At 67.9% G+C, this 16,340-nt stretch carries 14 protein-coding genes; 11 read left to right on the forward strand and 3 right to left on the reverse strand.

Annotated elements, in window-relative coordinates:
• The first annotated feature begins 166 nt into the window (after positions 1-166).
• Positions 167-2,629, forward strand: a complete 2,463-nt coding sequence (locus BM172_RS17950) for a S9 family peptidase (RefSeq protein ID WP_026634749.1) — start codon at positions 167-169, stop codon at positions 2,627-2,629.
• A 121-nt stretch (positions 2,630-2,750) separates the two neighbouring features.
• The gene (locus tag BM172_RS17955) at positions 2,751-3,209 is read left to right on the forward strand and encodes a hypothetical protein (RefSeq protein WP_035323070.1); all 459 of its coding nucleotides are present in this window, start codon (positions 2,751-2,753) and stop codon (positions 3,207-3,209) included.
• Between the two features lie 66 nt (positions 3,210-3,275).
• Here the strand turns inward: BM172_RS17955 and BM172_RS22570 are convergent, their stop codons facing one another.
• Positions 3,276-4,853, reverse strand: coding sequence for an MASE1 domain-containing protein (locus BM172_RS22570; RefSeq protein ID WP_026634751.1), 1,578 nt, complete (start codon positions 4,851-4,853; stop codon positions 3,276-3,278).
• 393 nt (positions 4,854-5,246) lie between these two features.
• Between BM172_RS22570 and BM172_RS17965 the strand changes: the two genes are divergently transcribed.
• The gene (locus BM172_RS17965; RefSeq protein ID WP_026634752.1) at positions 5,247-5,519 is read left to right on the forward strand and encodes a hypothetical protein; all 273 of its coding nucleotides are present in this window, start codon (positions 5,247-5,249) and stop codon (positions 5,517-5,519) included.
• A gap of 7 nt (positions 5,520-5,526) precedes the next feature.
• Here the strand turns inward: BM172_RS17965 and BM172_RS17970 are convergent, their stop codons facing one another.
• Positions 5,527-6,348, reverse strand: a complete 822-nt coding sequence (locus BM172_RS17970; RefSeq protein WP_090423614.1) for an AraC family transcriptional regulator — start codon at positions 6,346-6,348, stop codon at positions 5,527-5,529.
• Positions 6,349-6,529: 181 nt separating this feature from the next.
• On the opposite strand from BM172_RS17970, the gene BM172_RS17975 reads away from it, so the two are divergent.
• The 5 genes from BM172_RS17975 (at position 6,530) to BM172_RS17995 (ending at position 11,647) form a co-directional block, all read left to right on the forward strand.
• Positions 6,530-6,802, forward strand: coding sequence for a hypothetical protein (locus tag BM172_RS17975; RefSeq protein WP_035323073.1), 273 nt, complete (start codon positions 6,530-6,532; stop codon positions 6,800-6,802).
• Between the two features lie 75 nt (positions 6,803-6,877).
• Positions 6,878-7,327, forward strand: coding sequence for a MarR family winged helix-turn-helix transcriptional regulator (locus tag BM172_RS17980; RefSeq protein WP_026634753.1), 450 nt, complete (start codon positions 6,878-6,880; stop codon positions 7,325-7,327).
• Positions 7,328-7,357: 30 nt separating this feature from the next.
• Complete coding sequence (locus BM172_RS17985; RefSeq protein WP_026634754.1) at positions 7,358-8,836, forward strand: efflux transporter outer membrane subunit; 1,479 nt, start codon at positions 7,358-7,360, stop codon at positions 8,834-8,836.
• Between the two features lie 12 nt (positions 8,837-8,848).
• Positions 8,849-10,036 carry an HlyD/EmrA/EmrK family protein gene (locus BM172_RS17990; protein WP_026634755.1) on the forward strand — a complete coding sequence of 396 codons (1,188 nt, stop codon included), beginning with the start codon at positions 8,849-8,851 and terminating at the stop codon, positions 10,034-10,036.
• 81 nt (positions 10,037-10,117) lie between these two features.
• Positions 10,118-11,647: a DHA2 family efflux MFS transporter permease subunit gene (locus BM172_RS17995; protein ID WP_026634756.1), complete on the forward strand. Its 1,530-nt coding sequence runs from the start codon at positions 10,118-10,120 to the stop codon at positions 11,645-11,647.
• Positions 11,648-11,713: 66 nt separating this feature from the next.
• Here the strand turns inward: BM172_RS17995 and BM172_RS18000 are convergent, their stop codons facing one another.
• Complete coding sequence (locus BM172_RS18000) at positions 11,714-12,241, reverse strand: hypothetical protein (protein WP_026634757.1); 528 nt, start codon at positions 12,239-12,241, stop codon at positions 11,714-11,716.
• A gap of 207 nt (positions 12,242-12,448) precedes the next feature.
• Between BM172_RS18000 and BM172_RS18005 the strand changes: the two genes are divergently transcribed.
• From BM172_RS18005 to BM172_RS18015, 3 genes are all read left to right on the forward strand, one after another.
• Complete coding sequence (locus BM172_RS18005) at positions 12,449-13,039, forward strand: DUF2239 family protein (protein WP_026634758.1); 591 nt, start codon at positions 12,449-12,451, stop codon at positions 13,037-13,039.
• A gap of 43 nt (positions 13,040-13,082) precedes the next feature.
• A complete protein-coding gene (locus BM172_RS18010) occupies positions 13,083-14,510 on the forward strand; it encodes an MATE family efflux transporter (RefSeq protein ID WP_035323074.1) in 1,428 nt (475 codons plus the stop codon).
• Between the two features lie 78 nt (positions 14,511-14,588).
• A complete protein-coding gene (locus tag BM172_RS18015; protein WP_026634759.1) occupies positions 14,589-16,232 on the forward strand; it encodes a multicopper oxidase family protein in 1,644 nt (547 codons plus the stop codon).
• The last annotated feature ends 108 nt before the right edge of the window (positions 16,233-16,340 follow it).

Below are 16,340 nucleotides of genomic sequence, written 5' to 3' on the forward strand. Positions count from 1 at the left end.
TGCGGAAGCGGACGGTGCGGCTGGCGCACGGTGCCTCCTGGCGATGCGGATGCTGCCCGGCCCGCGCAGCCTAGTCGCGCCCTCCCCGGCGGGATACAGGACGCATGGCGCTTGCGGGCGGAGCCGTCTTGGTTATGCTCCGGCGTTTTTGCAGTGGAGCGCGCTCATGCGTCGGATGATTCTCGCGGGCCTGGCAGCCCTCGCCGCCAGCCCCGCCCTGTTCGCCGACACCCCGGCCGCGCTCCCCGCCGGCACGCTCGACCTCGAGACCGTCATGGCCAATCCGGACTGGATCGGCGCCGCGGTGGAAGCGCCTTACTGGAGCGTCGACGGCCGCAGCCTGTACTACTCGCTGAAGCAGGACGGCAGCAAATTGCGCGACCGCTATCGCGTCGACCTCGCCAGCGGACGCAGCGAGAAGCTCGGACCGGACGCGCTGGCGCAGGCCGAAGGACCGGCGGTGTTCGACCGCCAGCACCGGCAGGCGGCGTTCCTGCTGCACGGCGACGTGTTCCTGGTCGAACCCGGCACGGGCCGCCGGGTGCAGGTCACCCGTACGCCGGAAACCGAGACTTCGCCGCGCTTCTCCAGCGATGGCCGCGCCTTGCAGTACCGCCAGGGCAAGCAGTGGTTCGTCTACGACATCGCCGCCGGGGTCGCCGCGCCGGCGGCCGTGCTCAACGTGGGCGACGACCCGCGCGGCAAGCAGCCCGATGCGCTGGGCCGCGACCAGCTGCGCCTGTTCAAGGCGCTGCGCGCGGCCAAGGCGGAAAAGGACGCCGCGCGCGCCAACGAGGAAACCCTCGCCGCCGCCGATCCGGGCCGCGCGCCGCGCGCGATCTGGCTGGGCGACGTCGGCGAGGTGATCGACACCGAGCTGTCGCCGGACGGGCGCTGGATGCTGGTGGTCGCCCAGTCCAAGGACGCCAAGGCAGGCAAGACGCCGGAGCTGATGCACTACGTCACCGAGTCCGGTTACGCCGAAACGCAGGCCACGCGTACGTATGTCGGTCATCGCGACCCGGTGCCGCAGTCGCTGCTGCTGGTCGACCTGCGCGCGCGCAAGAGCTACCCGCTGGATGCCGGCGCGCTGCCGGGCATCAAGGACGACCCGCTGAAGGACCTGCGCGCCGGGGCGGTCGCCGCGCTGAACCAGGCCGGCCGCGGCGACGAGGCCAAGGCGCTGAAGGCACCGGAGCAGCGCGCGGTGCGCATCATCTCCGATGCGGACGACGGCGGCGGTGGCGGCGTTGCCTGGAGCGACGACGGCGGCAACCTGGCCATCCAGCTGCGCGCGATCGACAACAAGGACCGCTGGATCGCCACCGTCGATTTCGACCGGCATGCGCTGGTCAACCAGCACCGCCTGACCGACCGCGCCTGGATCAACTGGAACTTCAACGATTTCGGCTGGCTCAAGGACGGCCACACGCTGTGGTACCTGAGCGAGGAAACCGGCTGGTCGCAGCTCTATGCCAAGGCTCCGGGCGGCAAGGCGCGTGCGCTCACCAGCGGCAGGTTCGAGCTCAGCCACCCGGTGCTGAGCGAGGACGGCCAGTGGTTCTACCTGCGCAGCAACCAGGTCGCGCCCTACAGCTACGACGTGTACCGCCTGCCGGCCCAGGGCGGCCAGCTCACGCGGGTCACCCAGTACCAGGGCATGGACGATTTCGTGCTCTCGCCGGACGGCCGCCAGCTGGCGGTGCTGCATTCGGCCCCCTACGTGCTGCCGCAGCTGGCGGTGCAGGACGCGGCCGGCGGCGCACCGCGCGAGCTGACCCAGGGCATGAAGCCGGGCTTCGCGCAGCGCGCATGGATCGCGCCGAAGATCGTCGGCGTGGCCTCCACGCACGGTGCCGGCACGATCTGGGCGAAGTACTACGGGCCGACTGACGAAGCGGCGGCGGGTTCAAGGCCGGCGGTGATCTTCGTGCATGGCGCGGGTTATCTGCAGAACGTCACGCTGAGCTGGTCCAACTACTTCCGCGAGCAGATGTTCCACAACCTGCTGGTGCAGCGCGGCTACGTGGTGCTGGACATGGACTACCGCGCTTCCGAGGGCTACGGCCGCGACTGGCGCACCGCGATCTACCGGCAGATGGGTCATCCGGAGCTGGAGGACCTGCTCGACGGCAAGGCCTGGCTGGTCAAGGAACATGGCGTGGATCCGCACCGCGTGGGCATCTACGGCGGCAGCTACGGCGGCTTCATGACCCTGATGGCGCTGCTGTGCGCGCCGGGCGAATTCGCCGCGGGCGCGGCCTTGCGGCCGGTCAGCGACTGGTCCAGCTACAACCACGAGTACACCTCGAACATCCTCAACGACCCGCAGCTCGATCCGGAGGCCTACGCGGCCAGCTCGCCGATCGAGTACGCGGACCATCTGCAGGATGCGCTGCTGATCGAGCACGGCCTGATCGACGACAATGTGCTGGCCAGCGATTCGATCCGCCTGTACCAGCGCTTCATCGAGCTGCACAAGAAGAATTTCTGGATGTCGCTGTATCCGATGGAGCGGCACGGCTTCGTCAATCCCGACTCCTGGCACGACGAATACCGCCGGATCGCCGAACTTTTCGACACTTACGTCAAGCCGGCGCCGGCGCAGGAAGCTGCGATGGGACGCTGATCGCGGCGTTCACGTGGCAGTCGGTCCAGACCCTGTTTTTAGGACAAGTGCTCACATATTCATCACGGATTTCACTGATAGAGTGCCGCGGTTCGCGCCAAGGACAACAGGAAGGGCCGATATGTCGAGTGCACGCAGTCTGGTTAGGGTGGCCCTGTTCGCCGCCCTCGCGGTTTCCACCTCCGCCATGGCCCGCCAGTTCCCGGCCACTGGCCTCGGCCAGGCCTGGCCCAATGCCAGCGACGTGAGTTCCAGCCCGCGCTGGCATGTCTACGTGTTCATCAAGGACGGCGTGCGCTACATCCAGGTCAACGACCTCAACGGCCGCGTGCGCGGCGCCTTCGCCACGGCCAATGGCCAGTCGCTGGTGCTGCCGATCGGCGTGGATGCGGAGCGCACCTCGGCCGGTCCCAACGCCTCGGCGCTGACCACCGCCGCCACCGGCCAGACCGGCGAGACGGTCTATCGCGACAACGACGTGCGCGTCACCGCCCGTCGCCTGCCCGGCGGCAACATGGCATTCGATGCGGATACCACCGGCTGCAACGACCCGGTGGAGTGCAGCACGCACGTCCAGTAAGCGGCAGGACACGGACAAATGAAAAAGGGCGCGCCGATGGGCGCGCCCTTTTTCGTTGCAGCTGGCTCAGTCCGGATTGTGCAGGATCAGGCTGACGCGGGTGCCGTACGCCAGCTGGCGCTCGCGCACCTGGCCCTCGAACAGCGCGACCTGGTCGCGGATCGCCTCCAGCCCGGTGCTGGTGGTAGCCAGGCCCTGCATCAGCTCGCCCCAGCGCACCGAGCGGGCGGCCGTTTCGTCGCGATGGCCATCGATGCGCATCACCACCCAGCGGCGACCGTCGAACGCACCGCCGCGCAGGCGCACGTGGATCCGGCTGACATCGCGTTCGCCGCACAGGCTGCCGGCGATCTCGCCGATGGTCCGGTACAGCACCAGGTGGATGCCGGGCGAGAGCTGGCTCAGGCCGCGGCCTTCGATGTCGCAGGTGTAGCCGACGCCCGCCGCTTCCAGCGTGCGCGCCACGGCGCCTTCGCGCAGCGCTGCCGGCAGACCGCGCTGGCGCCAGCTCACCGGATGGAGGTTGTCGGCCAGGCGGAACAGCTGATCCTGGTTCAGCGCCGTCTGCAGGCGGTACTGGCGCTCTTCCGCGGTCGGCACGGTATAGCGCAGGCGCTCCAGCATCAGGTTGTTGGTCTGCTGGATGCTGCCGCGCACCTGCTCGATCGCCATCGCGGTCTGGCGCATGCGCAGTTCGCCGAGGAACAGCGTGCGCTGGGCGAGGGCCAGCGTCTGGCGCGAGTCGAGGCGCTCCTGCAGGTCGCGCCGGTTGAGCACCGAGATGCGCGCGCCGAACATCATCATGGTGGAGATGGTGAAGGCGATCAGCACTTCCGCCTGCATCGTGCCGGGATCGAACGCCGCCGGCATGGTGAACACCACCGCGGTGCTGGCCATGGTTCCGCCGATCGCCACGCCGTACCAGCCATGGCGCAGGGCCAGGAACACCACCGGCACGAACATGGTCATGCGTGCCACCTGGCGGGCCTGGTCGCCCATGCCGCCGCCGCCGATCCAGGCCAGCAGCATCAGCACCGGCAGCAGGCCGAGCGCGCTTTCCAGGAACAGGCGGCTGTCCATCAGGCGCGTCCAGCGCTCATGCGCCGGAGTGAGCTGCCACACCTCGCGGATCATCAGCGCCAGCGGCGCCACGGTCAGCACGCCGAGGTAGTTGCCGACCAGCCAGCGTGCGGCCAGGTCAATGGCCGGAGAACTGGCCGGCTTGATCGACACCGATACCGCGGCGAGGTTGGCTCCCGTCCACACCAGCGAGCAGACCAGCGCGCACAGCAGCAGCACGCTGATGCGCACATGGTGCCGGCTCTGGAACAGCTGCCAGCGCTCGCGGCAGACGTGGACGATCGGCATCGCCAGCGCGATCGGCGGGATCATCATGATCGCCGACCAGGTACCGCCGAAATCGTCCATGCACAGCCATGCGGTATAGCCGAGTGGTCCCAGTTCACCCACGGCGAGCGCGGGCCAGTAGCGCCGCGGCACCAGCAGCAGGACGGTCAGGCGATAACCGGCGAACAGCACCCAGTACGAAAACGACACCTGGCGCAGCAATACGAATCCCAAGGCGTAAAGCAGCGCCGCCGCTCCATGGCGTAGCAGAGGATTCTCCACAGCTCTCGATTGCATCCCGGCTCCCCTGAGCTTGTTTGGACGGATAGCCATGTATGTGAAGGCCGCCGCCTGCGGATACAGCAAATTATCGAATGGGACAGCGCTTGCCGTGAAACCGTGGTGAAGGATTCCATGAGCATCGGTAACGTTATCGCAAGGCGCGTGGACTTCCCCGGTCCGACCTTGTTCAGCGCCCCGGAACCGCGACCCTCCCGCCGGCCGGAACGACGCCCGTTTGTACTGCGAGCGGCCGCGACATATCGCCGATCTCGTCGCAATTGAGCAGGTGCGGCAGCCCAAAAGGCATGACAGTGCATTCACTTACGTGAAACTTTCGGTCTGTGCGCCGCTTCGGCGGGCGGGGCCTCGTGCCACAATGAGCGCGATCCGGTCGATATCCCCGCCTTCATGACCATCCAGAAAGACGCATACCGGCGCTTCCAGGAAGAGCTCGCCGCGTTGGACCAAAAGCAGGAAGCGGATGCAGGCAAGCCTACCGGCGCCACGCGGATGGCGCGGGCGCGCGAGGATTTCCTCGAACTGTGCAAGCGCTACGACCTGTCCGTGGCGGACGTGGTCGCGTTCTTCCCTGAAGAAGACGGCATCGGCTACCTGCAGGGCCTGATCGCCGCCAGGGACGCCAGGCCGCGGCGCGGCCGCAAGCCGAAGGCGTCGCCCTGAGGCTGGCTCAGGCGATCACCGCCTGCGGATCGAAATAGCGCCCGGGCGACAGCCCGAAGCTGCGCTTGAACATCGCCACGAAGGCGCTGACGCTGGCGTAGCCCAGCGCATCGGCCACGCTGGCCACCGCCTCGCCAGAGGCCAGCCGCTCCAGCGCCCGCGCCAGCCGCGCCTGCTGGCGCCATTGCGCGAAGCTGCTGCCGGTCTCGTAGCGGAACAGGCGCGTCACCGTGCGTGGCGACAGGCCGGCCCAGGCGGCCCATTCCTCCAGCGTGCGCACGTCGTCCGGGTGTTCCAGCACCGCGTGGGCGATGCGCAGCAGGCGGCGGTCGCTGGGCAGCACCAGGTGCAGCGGTTCTTCCGGCGCGCGGCGCATTTCGTCCATGAGCACGGCGAGCAGGCGTTCCTGTTCCTCCGCCAGCGGCTGCATCGGCGACCAGGTGGCTGCGCGCAGCACCAGGGCGCGCATCAGTTCGTTGCCATTGAGCACGCAGGTCCGCCCCGGCAGCCCGGCCGAGGCGTCGGGCGCGACGTAGACGCCCCAGCCCTGGGTGGCCTCGGATACGCGCACCGTATGCAGCTCGCCCGGCGGCAGCCAGCCCACGCGGTGCGGTGGCAGGGTCCAGGCGCCGTAGGCGGTGCGCACGCTGATCAGGCCTTTTTCCAGATAGAAGAACTGGCCGCGCACATGGCTGTGCCAGTCCGATTCCACGGTGTGGAAGGCCTTGTTCTCACCCATGCCGTTGAGCACGTAGGCGATCAGATCGGGGCCTTCGGCGCTTTCCAGCCAGTGGAAGTGTTCGATGGTGCCGTGCGGAGTCTGACCCATGGCGATATATCGAATGACGGGTTCTAGATACAAATTGTCCCTCTGACGATATCAGGCCATTCGGGGCTCCGCCTAGGCTTATGTACGGCGCCTACCCCGGGCGCGACGTCCCATCGCCACGCGCGGTCACGCCGGAGCCTCCGCGGACGTCCTATCTGCAAACTTCCATAAGGAGACCGGCATGTCCGCCAACGACTCGCCGTCCATTCCGATGGACGCCGCCGAAGCCCTGACCCGCTTCGTGGTCAGCGCCCAGCTGATGCTCGACCCGCTCACCCCGGAAAGCCTGCGCCGCCAGGTGGAACCGAAACTGCTGGATACGCTCCCGGCCCTGCAGGCGCTGGGCGTGTTCGACCTGTTCGCCATCCGCGATCCGGCCTTGGCCGCGCTGGTGGCGGACGAACTGGCGGCACGGCGCGCGTCGGTGCGACCGCGACCGCTGGCAGCCGCCTGAATATTTGCGGGGGCAGAATATGCCTTCCATATATTTGCCTTGACAAATATTTGATCGGCAATAGAATGCGCGGCTATGAATTCTTCGACCCCCCAGATGCAGGAAGGCATCGGCATGCTGCTGGCCGCCGTGCGCACGGAAATCGTCCGCAGCATGGAGGCCGAACTCGCCGCCAAGGGCATCGAGCTGCGCTACACCCAGTTCCTGATCCTCAAGCGGCTGTCCTCGCTGGGGCCGATCACCGCGGGCGAACTGGCCCGCTCGATCGAACTGGACGGCGGCGCCATGACCCGCCAGCTCGACCAGCTCGAAGGCAAGGGCTACCTGCGCCGCCGTCCGCATGAACAAGACCGGCGCGCGCTGCGCATCGAGCTGACCGAGGCCGGCCAAGCGATGACGCAGGAGCTGATGAACTGCAACGAGCGGGTTCTGAAAGCCGCCCAGCGCTCGCTGGACGAGACCGAACAGCAGCAGTTGCGCGACTACCTCACGCGCGTGCTCCAGGCACTGCGCGACAGGCATTGATTCACCACTTCACTTTCTGGACTTAAGACCATGCGTCTGCACATTACGGCGGCGGCGATCGGACTGAGCCTGGCCCTGGCCGGCTGCGTCAGCAGCGGCGGCCTGCATCCGTCCGGCACGCTCGCGGAAGCGTCCTCGCTCAAGAGCGAGCGCAGCCTTCAGGGCATCGAGGTCTCGCCGGCGGCCTGGCCGCAGCAGGACTGGTGGACCGCGCTGGGCGACAGCCAGCTCGACGCGCTGATCGGCGAAGCGCTGCAGGACAACCCCAGCCTGGCCGCCGCCGATGCGCGCGCGCAGCAGGCCCAGGCCGCGGCGGGCATCGCCGATGCCGCGCGCGGCCCGACGGTGAACGCCGGCGCCAGCATCGCGGGCGCCCGTCTGCCGGATGGCCTGATCGCGCCCGAAGGCCATTTCGCCTGGGCCAAGTACGGCTACGCCAGCTTCAACTGGGGCCTGGACCTGTGGGGCGGCAAGCGCGCCGCGTGGGAAGCCGCGCTGGGCCAGGCGCGCGCCGCCGAGATCGACCGCCAGGCCGCGCGCATCCAGCTGTCCACCAACGTAGCCCGCGCCTACACCCAGCTCGGCTATGCCTATGCGCAGCAGGACGTGGCCAAGGCCGAACTCGAACGCGCCGACAACGCGCGCGAGCTCACCCGCCAGCGCGTCGCCGCCGGCATCGACAACCAGCTGCAGCTCAAGCAGGCCGACACCGAAGTCGCCTCCGCCGAGCAGCAGCGCGTCGCGGCGGACCGTTCCATCGATGCCGCGCGCTCGGCGCTGTCCGTGCTGCTCGGCAAGGGTCCGGACCGCGGCCTGGACATCGCCCGTCCGCAGGTGCTCAAGCCGGCCGCACTGGCGGTGCCGGGCAACCTGTCGGTGGACCTGATCGGCCATCGCGCCGACCTGGTCGCCGCACGCTGGCGCGTCGAGGCGGCGAGCAGGGACATCAAGGTCGCCAAGAGCGAATTCATGCCCGACGTCAGCATCGGCGCCATGGCCGGCCTGCTGAACCTGGGTGGCGGCAACCTCTTCAGCATGAGGAACCGCTTCTACGAGCTGGCGCCCTCGATCAGCCTGCCGATCTTCGACGGCGGCCGCCTGCGCGCCAACCTGGCCGGCAAGGACGCGCAGTACGACCTGGCGGTGGCGCAGTACAACCAGACCCTGGTCGCCGCCACCAACGAAGTGGCCGACGACTACAACGCGCTGCAGTCCTCGCAGCAGCAGATCGACGCGCAGCAGCGCGCGCTGGATGCGGCCACGCAGGCCTGGCAGCTGTCCGGGCAGCGCTACAAGGCCGGCATCGGCAACTACCTCGAGGCACTGATCGTGCGCCAGCAGCTGCTGCAGGCACAGCAGCGCATGGCCTCGCTGCAGGCGCAGCAGGTGGACCTCTCGGTGCAGCTGATCCAGGCGCTCGGCGGCGGCTTCCGTCCGCACGGCGACGCGCATGCGCTGGCCGACGCGCCGGCCGCCTCCTCTTCTTCCTCTTCCGCACGCTCTCTCTGAAGGCTTTTCGCCATGTCTAGCCAAACTCCGCTCGCGGCCGACAACGCCGCTCCCCAACCGCAGAAGAACCGCCGCGGCTTCCTGCTGCGCCTGCTCGGCGTGGCGGTGATCCTCGCCGCCGCCGGCTGGACCGCCTGGTATTTCCTCGACGGCCGCTGGTACGAAGGCACCGACGACGCCTACGTCAACGGCAACGTGGTGCAGATCACCCCGCAGGTGCCCGGCACCGTGGTCACCATCGGCGCCGACGACGGCGACCTGGTGCACGCCGGCGACGTGCTGGTGAAGCTCGACCCGAGCAACACCGAAGTCGCCCTGGCCGAAGCCAAGGCCAGCCTGGCCAGCACCGTGCGCCACGTGCGCGGCCTCTACAGCAATGTCTCCGGCGCCCAGGCCGACGTGGCCGCGCGCAAGGTGGCGGTGGACAAGGCGCGCGCCGACTTCAACCGCCGCCGCGACCTGGCCAAGTCCGGCGCGATCTCCGCCGAGGAGCTGTCGCACGCGCAGGACACCCTGACCACCGCCGAGAGCGGGCTGATCACCGCGCAGCAGCAGTTCGAGACCAGCAAGGTGCTGGTCGACGACACCGTGGTCGCCTCGCATCCGGACGTGCAGGCCGCCGCCGCCAAGCTGCGCGCCGCCTATCTCGACAACCTGCGCACCACCATCGTGGCGCCGGTCGACGGCTACGTCGCCAAGCGCTCGGTGCAGCTGGGCCAGCGCGTCGCCACCGGCGCGCCGCTGATGGCGGTGGTGCCGCTGCATCAGGTGTGGATCGACGCCAACTTCAAGGAGACCCAGCTGACCCACATGCGCATCGGCCAGCCGGTGGAGATCCGCGCCGATGTGTACGGTGGCAAGGTCACCTACAAGGCGCACGTGCAGAGCCTGGGCGTGGGCACCGGCAGCGCGTTCTCGCTGCTGCCGGCGCAGAACGCCACCGGCAACTGGATCAAGATCGTGCAGCGCGTGCCGGTGCGCGTGTTCTTCGACGACCCGACGCAGCTGGACCAACACCCGCTGCGCATCGGCCTGTCCACCGACGTGGAAGTGAACCTGCACGACCAGACCGGCCCGATGCTGGCCAGGCAGGCCCCGTCACAGCCGGCTTTCAAGACCGACGTGTACGCCCGGCAGATGGCCGAGGCCGACAGCGCGATCGGCCAGATCATCCACGCCAACATGGCCGGCCAGAAGTAAGCCGCCGCGGCGGATCCCCAGGCGGGGATCCGCCGGCAGCGCTCGCCTCGGCTCCCCACCGCCCTCCGGCACGCCTATCCCATGAGCACTCAATTCCGTCCCCCCAACATGGCACTGACCACGGTCGGCCTGTCGTTGGCGACCTTCATGCAGGTGCTGGACACCACCATCGCCAACGTGTCGCTGCCGACCATCGCCGGCAACCTCGGCGTGAGCGTGAACCAGAGCACCTGGGTGATCACCTCGTTCGCGGTGAGCATGGCCATCTCGCTGCCGCTCACCGGCTTCCTCACCCGCCGCTTCGGCGAGGTGAAGATGTTCATCTGGTCGACCCTGCTGTTCTCGCTGGCCTCGTTCCTGTGCGGCATCGCGCAGAGCATGGGCATGCTGATCCTGTTCCGGGCCATCCAGGGCGCGGTGGCCGGGCCGATGTATCCGGTGACGCAGGCGCTGCTGATCTCGATCTATCCACCGGCCAAGCGCGGCATGGCGCTGGCGCTGCTGGCCATGGTGACGGTGGTGGCGCCGATCGCAGGTCCCATCCTGGGCGGCTGGATCACCGACAACTATTCCTGGCCGTGGATCTTCTTCATCAACGTGCCGATCGGCATCTTCGCCAGCATGGTCATCGGCGCCCAGATGAAGGAGCGCAAGGACGTCACCATGCGTCCGAAGATGGACTATGTGGGCCTGATCACGCTGATCATCGGCGTGGGCGCGCTGCAGATCGTGCTGGACAAGGGCAATGACGAAGACTGGTTCAGCTCCACCTTCATCGTGGTCACCAGCATTGTCGCGGTGCTGGGCATCGCGGTGTTCCTGATCTGGGAGCTGACCGACAAGGAACCGATCGTCGACCTGCGCCTGTTCCGCCACCGCAACTTCCGCATGGGCACGCTTTCGCTGGTGCTGGCGTATGCGGCGTTCTTCGCGATCGGCCTGCTGGTGCCGCAGTGGATGCAGCGCAACCTGGGCTATACGTCGACCTGGGCGGGCTTCGCCAGCGCGCCGCTGGGCATCCTGCCGGTGCTGCTGACTTTCATCGTCGGCAAGTACTCGACCAGGTTCGACCTGCGCCTGGTGGCGTCGATCTCGTTTCTGGTGATGGGCACCACCAGCTTCCTGCGTTCGGACTTCTTCCTCGACATCGACTTCATGCACATCGCCGGCGTGCAGTTGCTGCAGGGCCTGGGCGTGGCGCTGTTCTTCATGCCGGTGACCACCATCCTGCTGTCGGACCTGCAGCCGCACGAGATCGCCGCGGGCGGCGGCCTGGCCACCTTCCTGCGCACGCTGGGGGCGAGCTTCTCGGCCTCGCTGACCACCTTCATGTGGGATCGCCGCGCGGTGGTGCATCACGCCCAGCTGACCGAGCACATCACGCCCTACGACCCCACCGCGACGCAGGCGCTAGGCCAGCTCGGCGGCGGCGATCCGCAGACGGCCGCGGCGGTGGTCAACCAGATGATCACCCAGCAGGGTTACCAGATCTCGTTCAACGAGGTGTTCCACGTGCTGGGCTGGATCTTCGTCAGCCTGATCGTGGTGGTCTGGATGACCAGGCCGCCCTTCACGGCCAAGGCCGGACCCGCCGCGGGCGGCGGCCACTGATCCGGCGGACATGAAAAACAACGGCCCCGTTCGGGGCCGTTGCAATTTCGGGGGGGTCAAAGCGTCTTACAGATCGAAGCCCACGCCTACCAGCGCCATGGTCTCGCCACGGTTGGGTCCGTGCGTGCCGCCGTTGGAGATATGCCGGATCTGGAAGCTGAGGTATTTGCCTTGCCAACCCACCGTATTGACGAATTCGCCCACGCTGCTCAGCGCCATGGTGCGGCCGGTCTGCACCGCGCCCTGCAGGCTGTAGAAGAAGCCGTGGTACCAGTCGCCTTCGCTGCCATAGCGCAGGCGCGCGCCGCCGGCGACCAGCCAGACGTCGTCGCCGGTCTCGTAGCGATTGCCCCGGTAGCGGGCCAGGTCGCGGCCGCCGATCCAGCCGACGGAAACGTCGGGCGCCCAGGTAAAGCGGGTGCTGCCAATGGGATGGGCGTCGAAGGTCGCCTCGACGAAGGCGGCGTTGGTGCCGTGCGAATCCATGTAGCTGCGCCCGCCCTGGACTTCCAGGTGGGTCGCGGCAGAAGCGGCAGAAGCCGCGCCGGCCATGGCCAGCGCAAGCGCGCTAAGAAAAACCTTATTCAAACGCATGGGGATGCCTTTTGGGGGACAGTTCTTTTATGAACTATATGGTTCAATAAGTGTCGTCGATCCCCGGTGAACTCGTAAATCCCACCTTCGTTCGACTCAGCGTTCCCCCAAACGCACCAATTGATTTAGCCCGGATGTTATAGTGACGAATAATCGTCCGGGTAAAACAGCTCCACCCACACACTCCCTCCCCCGGATCACATAGCCATGCACCCCAGTCAGAGCCAGAGCTGCACCGCCTTCGATGGCCACCGCCTGATCGCCTCGGGTTCGCTGCGTGAGGTGGCCTCCGCCACCAAGCGTGCGATCGACGCCGGCGCCAAGGGACCGGTGCTCGTGTTCGACGACCAGACCAGCCTGCCCGTGGAAATCGATTTCCGCGGCAGCCAGGACGACGTGCTGTCCCGCCTCGGTCTCGCCCAGGCCGCCACCGAGACCGCGCCGCGCGGCCCGGGCCGCCCGCGCCTGGGCGTGGTGGCGCGCGAGATCACCCTGTTGCCGCGCCATTGGGAATGGCTGGCCGAGCAGCCCGGCGGCGCGTCCGCCACGCTGCGCCGGCTGGTCGAGGATGCCCGCCGCAGCGAGCAGGACCGCGCGCGCCGCGCCGGCGAGGCGCTGGACCGCTTCATGCAGGCCATGGCCGGCGACCTGCCGCACTACGAGGAAGCCTCGCGCGCCTACTGGCGTGGCGAGCGCGACCGCTTCGACCAGCTGGTCGAGACGTGGCCGGCCGACGTGCGCGATCATGCGCGTCGCCTCGCGGCGGCGGCCTGGAACGACGCGGACGCCATCGCCTGAGACCCAGCTACCGCCCGCGCCTCCGGAACAAAACCAGCTCACCATGTCGCCGTCTGCTTCCCGCCGCCCCTCGCTCACCGAGGGGCCGATCGCCCGCACCCTGCTGCTGTTCGCGCTGCCCATCATGGGCAGCACGGTGCTGCAGTCGCTCAACGCGTCCGTCAATGCGATGTGGATCGGGCATTTCCTGGGCGAGTCCGCGCTGAGCGCGGTAAGCAATGCCAGCCTGATCGTGTTCCTGCTGCTCACCGCCGTGTTCGGCGTGAGCATGGCCAGCACCATCCTGGTCGGACAGAGCCTGGGCGCGCGCAACATGGTGGAGGCCAAGCGCGTGGTCGGCACCGGGGTGAGTTTCTTCGTGGCGCTGTCGACCCTGGTCGCCGTGCTGGGTTACTTCAACACCGCATGGATGCTGCAGCAGCTGGGTACGCCGGCCGACGCGATGCCGTACGCCGTGCCCTACCTGCGCATGGTCTTCGTGGCCATGCCGTCGATGTACTTCTATAACTTCCTGATGATGACGCTGCGCGGCGCCGGCGATGCGCGCACGCCCTTCATGTTCATGGCGATGTCGGTGCTGCTGGACATCGCGCTCAACCCGCTTTTCATGTTCGGCTGGGGGCCGGTGCCGGCGATGGGCACGGCCGGTTCCGGCTTCGCCACGCTGATCTCGCAGAGCGTGGCCCTGGCCGCGCTGCTCACCACGCTGTACCGCCGCAAGCACTTCCTGCGCCTGACCGGCCATGAGCTGGGCTATCTGAAGCCGGATCCGGCAATCCTGCGCGCGCTGGTGTTCAAGGGCCTGCCGATGGGCCTGCAGATGATCGTGATCTCGTCCTCGGCGATGCTGATGATGCGCCTGGTCAACGGCTACGGCTCGCACACCACCGCAGCCTACGGCGCCGTGACGCAGTTGTGGACCTATGTGCAGATGCCGGCGATGGCGATCGGCGCGGCGGTGTCCTCGATGGCGGCGCAGAACGTGGGCGCTCGCCTGTGGGACCGCGTGCACCGCATCACCCGCGCCGGCGTGGCCTACAATTTTCTGTTGAGCGGCTCGCTGATCGCGCTGATCTATGTGTTCAACCGCGGCGCGCTGCACCTGTTCCTGCCGTCCGACGGCGATGCGCTCGCGCTGGCGCAGCACCTGAACATGATCGCGGTGTGGTCCTTCATGTTCTTCGGCGTCACCTTCGTGCTGTTCGGCGTGGTGCGCTCCACCGGCGCGGTGTGGCCGCCGCTGATCGTGCTGACCATCTCGATGTGGCTGATCCGTCCGCCGTTCGCCTTCGCGCTGATGCCGCACATCGGTGCGGACGCGATCTGGTGGAGCTTCCCGCTGGGTTCGCTGGCCTCGATGCTGATGGCAATGGCCTATTACCGCTGGGGCGGCTGGCAGAGCGCGCACATGCTGGCGCCGCCGGCGCCCGCGCCCGCGCCCGACGCGGTGGCGGCCGAGGCCGCCGACTAAGCGCTGCCACGCGGCTGTCATGCCGCGTGCCTACCGTGGGCGCATGACCAGCCCCATCCTTCGCGGCCGGCGGCACGCATGAGTTTCTCGCGCCGCCGCTTCCTGCTCGGCGCCGGCGGACTGCTCGCCGCGCCCCTGTTCCCCGAACTGCTGCGCGCGGCGCCGGCCATGCCGATGGCCGATGGCCCCCGCATGGCGCCGCAGCTGGCCGAACCGAACCAGCCGCTGGTCAATCCGGCGACCTTGCCGCGCTTCGTCGACACGCTGCCGCTGCCGCCGGTCGCGCGTCCCATCGGGCAGCGCGAGCATCCGGCGCACCCCGGCCGCCGCCTGCCGCTCTACCGCATGGAAATGCGTGCGTTCCAGGCACGCCTGCATCGCGACCTGCCGCCCACCACGCTGTGGGGCTACCAGGGCAGCAGCCCGGGCCCGACGCTGGAAGCGAAACGCGGCGAACCGTTCCTGATCGAATGGGCGAACGCGCTGCCGACCCATCACCTGCTGCCGATCGACCATGGCATCCACGGCGCGGAAAAAGACCGTCCCGACGTGCGCACCGTTGCCCATGTGCACGGCGCGCGTGTCGGCCCGAATGACGATGGCTGGCCGGAAGACGCCTTCGCGCCCGGCCATTCGCTGCTCTACCACTATCCCAACGCACAAGACGCCGCGACGCTCTGGTATCACGATCATGCGATGGGCATCACCCGGCTCAACATCTATGCCGGTCTCTACGGCGCCTACCTGCTGCGCGATCCGGAAGAACAGGCGCTGGCGCTGCCCGACGGCGAGCACGAACTGCCGCTGATCCTGTGCGACCGCCTGATCGCGCGCGACGGCCAACTCTACTATCCGGTCTCCGACGATCCCGCCGCGCCGTGGGTATCGGAGGCCTACGGCAACGCCACGCTGTGCAACGGCAAGCTCTATCCGTTCATCGAAGTGGAACCGCGCCGCTATCGCCTGCGCCTGATCAACGCGGCGAATGCACGCCATTACGAGCTGAGCCTGTCGAGTCGCCACCCCTTCGTGCAGATCGGCTCCGACCAGGGCCTGCTGCCGGCGCCGCTGGAGCGCATGCGGGTGGAGTTGTATCCGGCCGAGCGCGCCGATGTGGTGGTCGACTTCTCCGGGCTGGATGGCCAGACGGTGGAGCTGCGCCAGCCGTCCGAACCGCTGCTGCAGTTCCGCGTGCGCAATCGCGGCGACAAGAACGCGGTATCGGTCGCCATGCCAACCGCGCTGCGCGCCGTGCCGCGCATCGACCCGGCCAGCGCCACGCGCGAACGCATCCTTACCGTCGGCGAGATGGACGACGCCAACGGCAACGCGATGATGATGACGCTCGGCGGGCATCACTGGTCCGACCCGATCACCGAGGATCCGCTGCAGGACAGCGTGGAGATCTGGAGCCTGGTCAACCTCACCGGCGACGCGCATCCGATCCATCTGCACCTGGTGCGTTTCCAGATCCTCGAACGTCGTCCTTATGACCTGTTCGCCTGGAACGAGCGCAAGGAACTGAAGTACACCGGCCCCGGCCAGCCGCCACCGCCGCATGAGGCCGGCTGGAAGGACACCGTGCGCGCCGACCCCGACATGGTCACTCGCATCATCGTGCGTTTCGAAGGCGAGCCCGGCAAATACGTGTGGCATTGCCATCTGCTCGAGCACGAAGACAACGAAATGATGCGTCCTTTCAAGCTGTTGCCGAAGGGCTGAAAAACCGCGTTTTTTTGCGTATTCGCAAGGCTTTGCGCCTGTCGCCGCGCTGTCATCTGCGCGGTCTTCGCTGTCGCTTCGCTGCCAACGCAACGTCATCCGCGAAGA

The sequence above is a fragment of the Dyella marensis genome (assembly GCF_900112865.1).
Taxonomy (GTDB): Bacteria; Pseudomonadota; Gammaproteobacteria; order Xanthomonadales; family Rhodanobacteraceae; genus Dyella_D; species Dyella_D marensis_A.

Coding starts and splice junctions, on each gene's coding strand:
- BM172_RS17965 (WP_026634752.1), top strand. CDS start 5,247: ATGACCATCCAGAAAGACGCATACCGGCGCTTCCAGGAAGAGCTCGCC.
- BM172_RS17980 (WP_026634753.1), top strand. CDS start 6,878: ATGAATTCTTCGACCCCCCAGATGCAGGAAGGCATCGGCATGCTGCTG.
- BM172_RS17990 (WP_026634755.1), top strand. CDS start 8,849: ATGTCTAGCCAAACTCCGCTCGCGGCCGACAACGCCGCTCCCCAACCG.
- BM172_RS18000 (WP_026634757.1), bottom strand. CDS start 12,241: ATGCGTTTGAATAAGGTTTTTCTTAGCGCGCTTGCGCTGGCCATGGCC.
- BM172_RS17950 (WP_026634749.1), top strand. CDS start 167: ATGCGTCGGATGATTCTCGCGGGCCTGGCAGCCCTCGCCGCCAGCCCC.
- BM172_RS17955 (WP_035323070.1), top strand. CDS start 2,751: ATGTCGAGTGCACGCAGTCTGGTTAGGGTGGCCCTGTTCGCCGCCCTC.
- BM172_RS18010 (WP_035323074.1), top strand. CDS start 13,083: ATGTCGCCGTCTGCTTCCCGCCGCCCCTCGCTCACCGAGGGGCCGATC.
- BM172_RS17970 (WP_090423614.1), bottom strand. CDS start 6,348: ATGGGTCAGACTCCGCACGGCACCATCGAACACTTCCACTGGCTGGAA.
- BM172_RS18015 (WP_026634759.1), top strand. CDS start 14,589: ATGAGTTTCTCGCGCCGCCGCTTCCTGCTCGGCGCCGGCGGACTGCTC.
- BM172_RS17995 (WP_026634756.1), top strand. CDS start 10,118: ATGAGCACTCAATTCCGTCCCCCCAACATGGCACTGACCACGGTCGGC.
- BM172_RS18005 (WP_026634758.1), top strand. CDS start 12,449: ATGCACCCCAGTCAGAGCCAGAGCTGCACCGCCTTCGATGGCCACCGC.
- BM172_RS17985 (WP_026634754.1), top strand. CDS start 7,358: ATGCGTCTGCACATTACGGCGGCGGCGATCGGACTGAGCCTGGCCCTG.
- BM172_RS22570 (WP_026634751.1), bottom strand. CDS start 4,853: ATGCAATCGAGAGCTGTGGAGAATCCTCTGCTACGCCATGGAGCGGCG.
- BM172_RS17975 (WP_035323073.1), top strand. CDS start 6,530: ATGTCCGCCAACGACTCGCCGTCCATTCCGATGGACGCCGCCGAAGCC.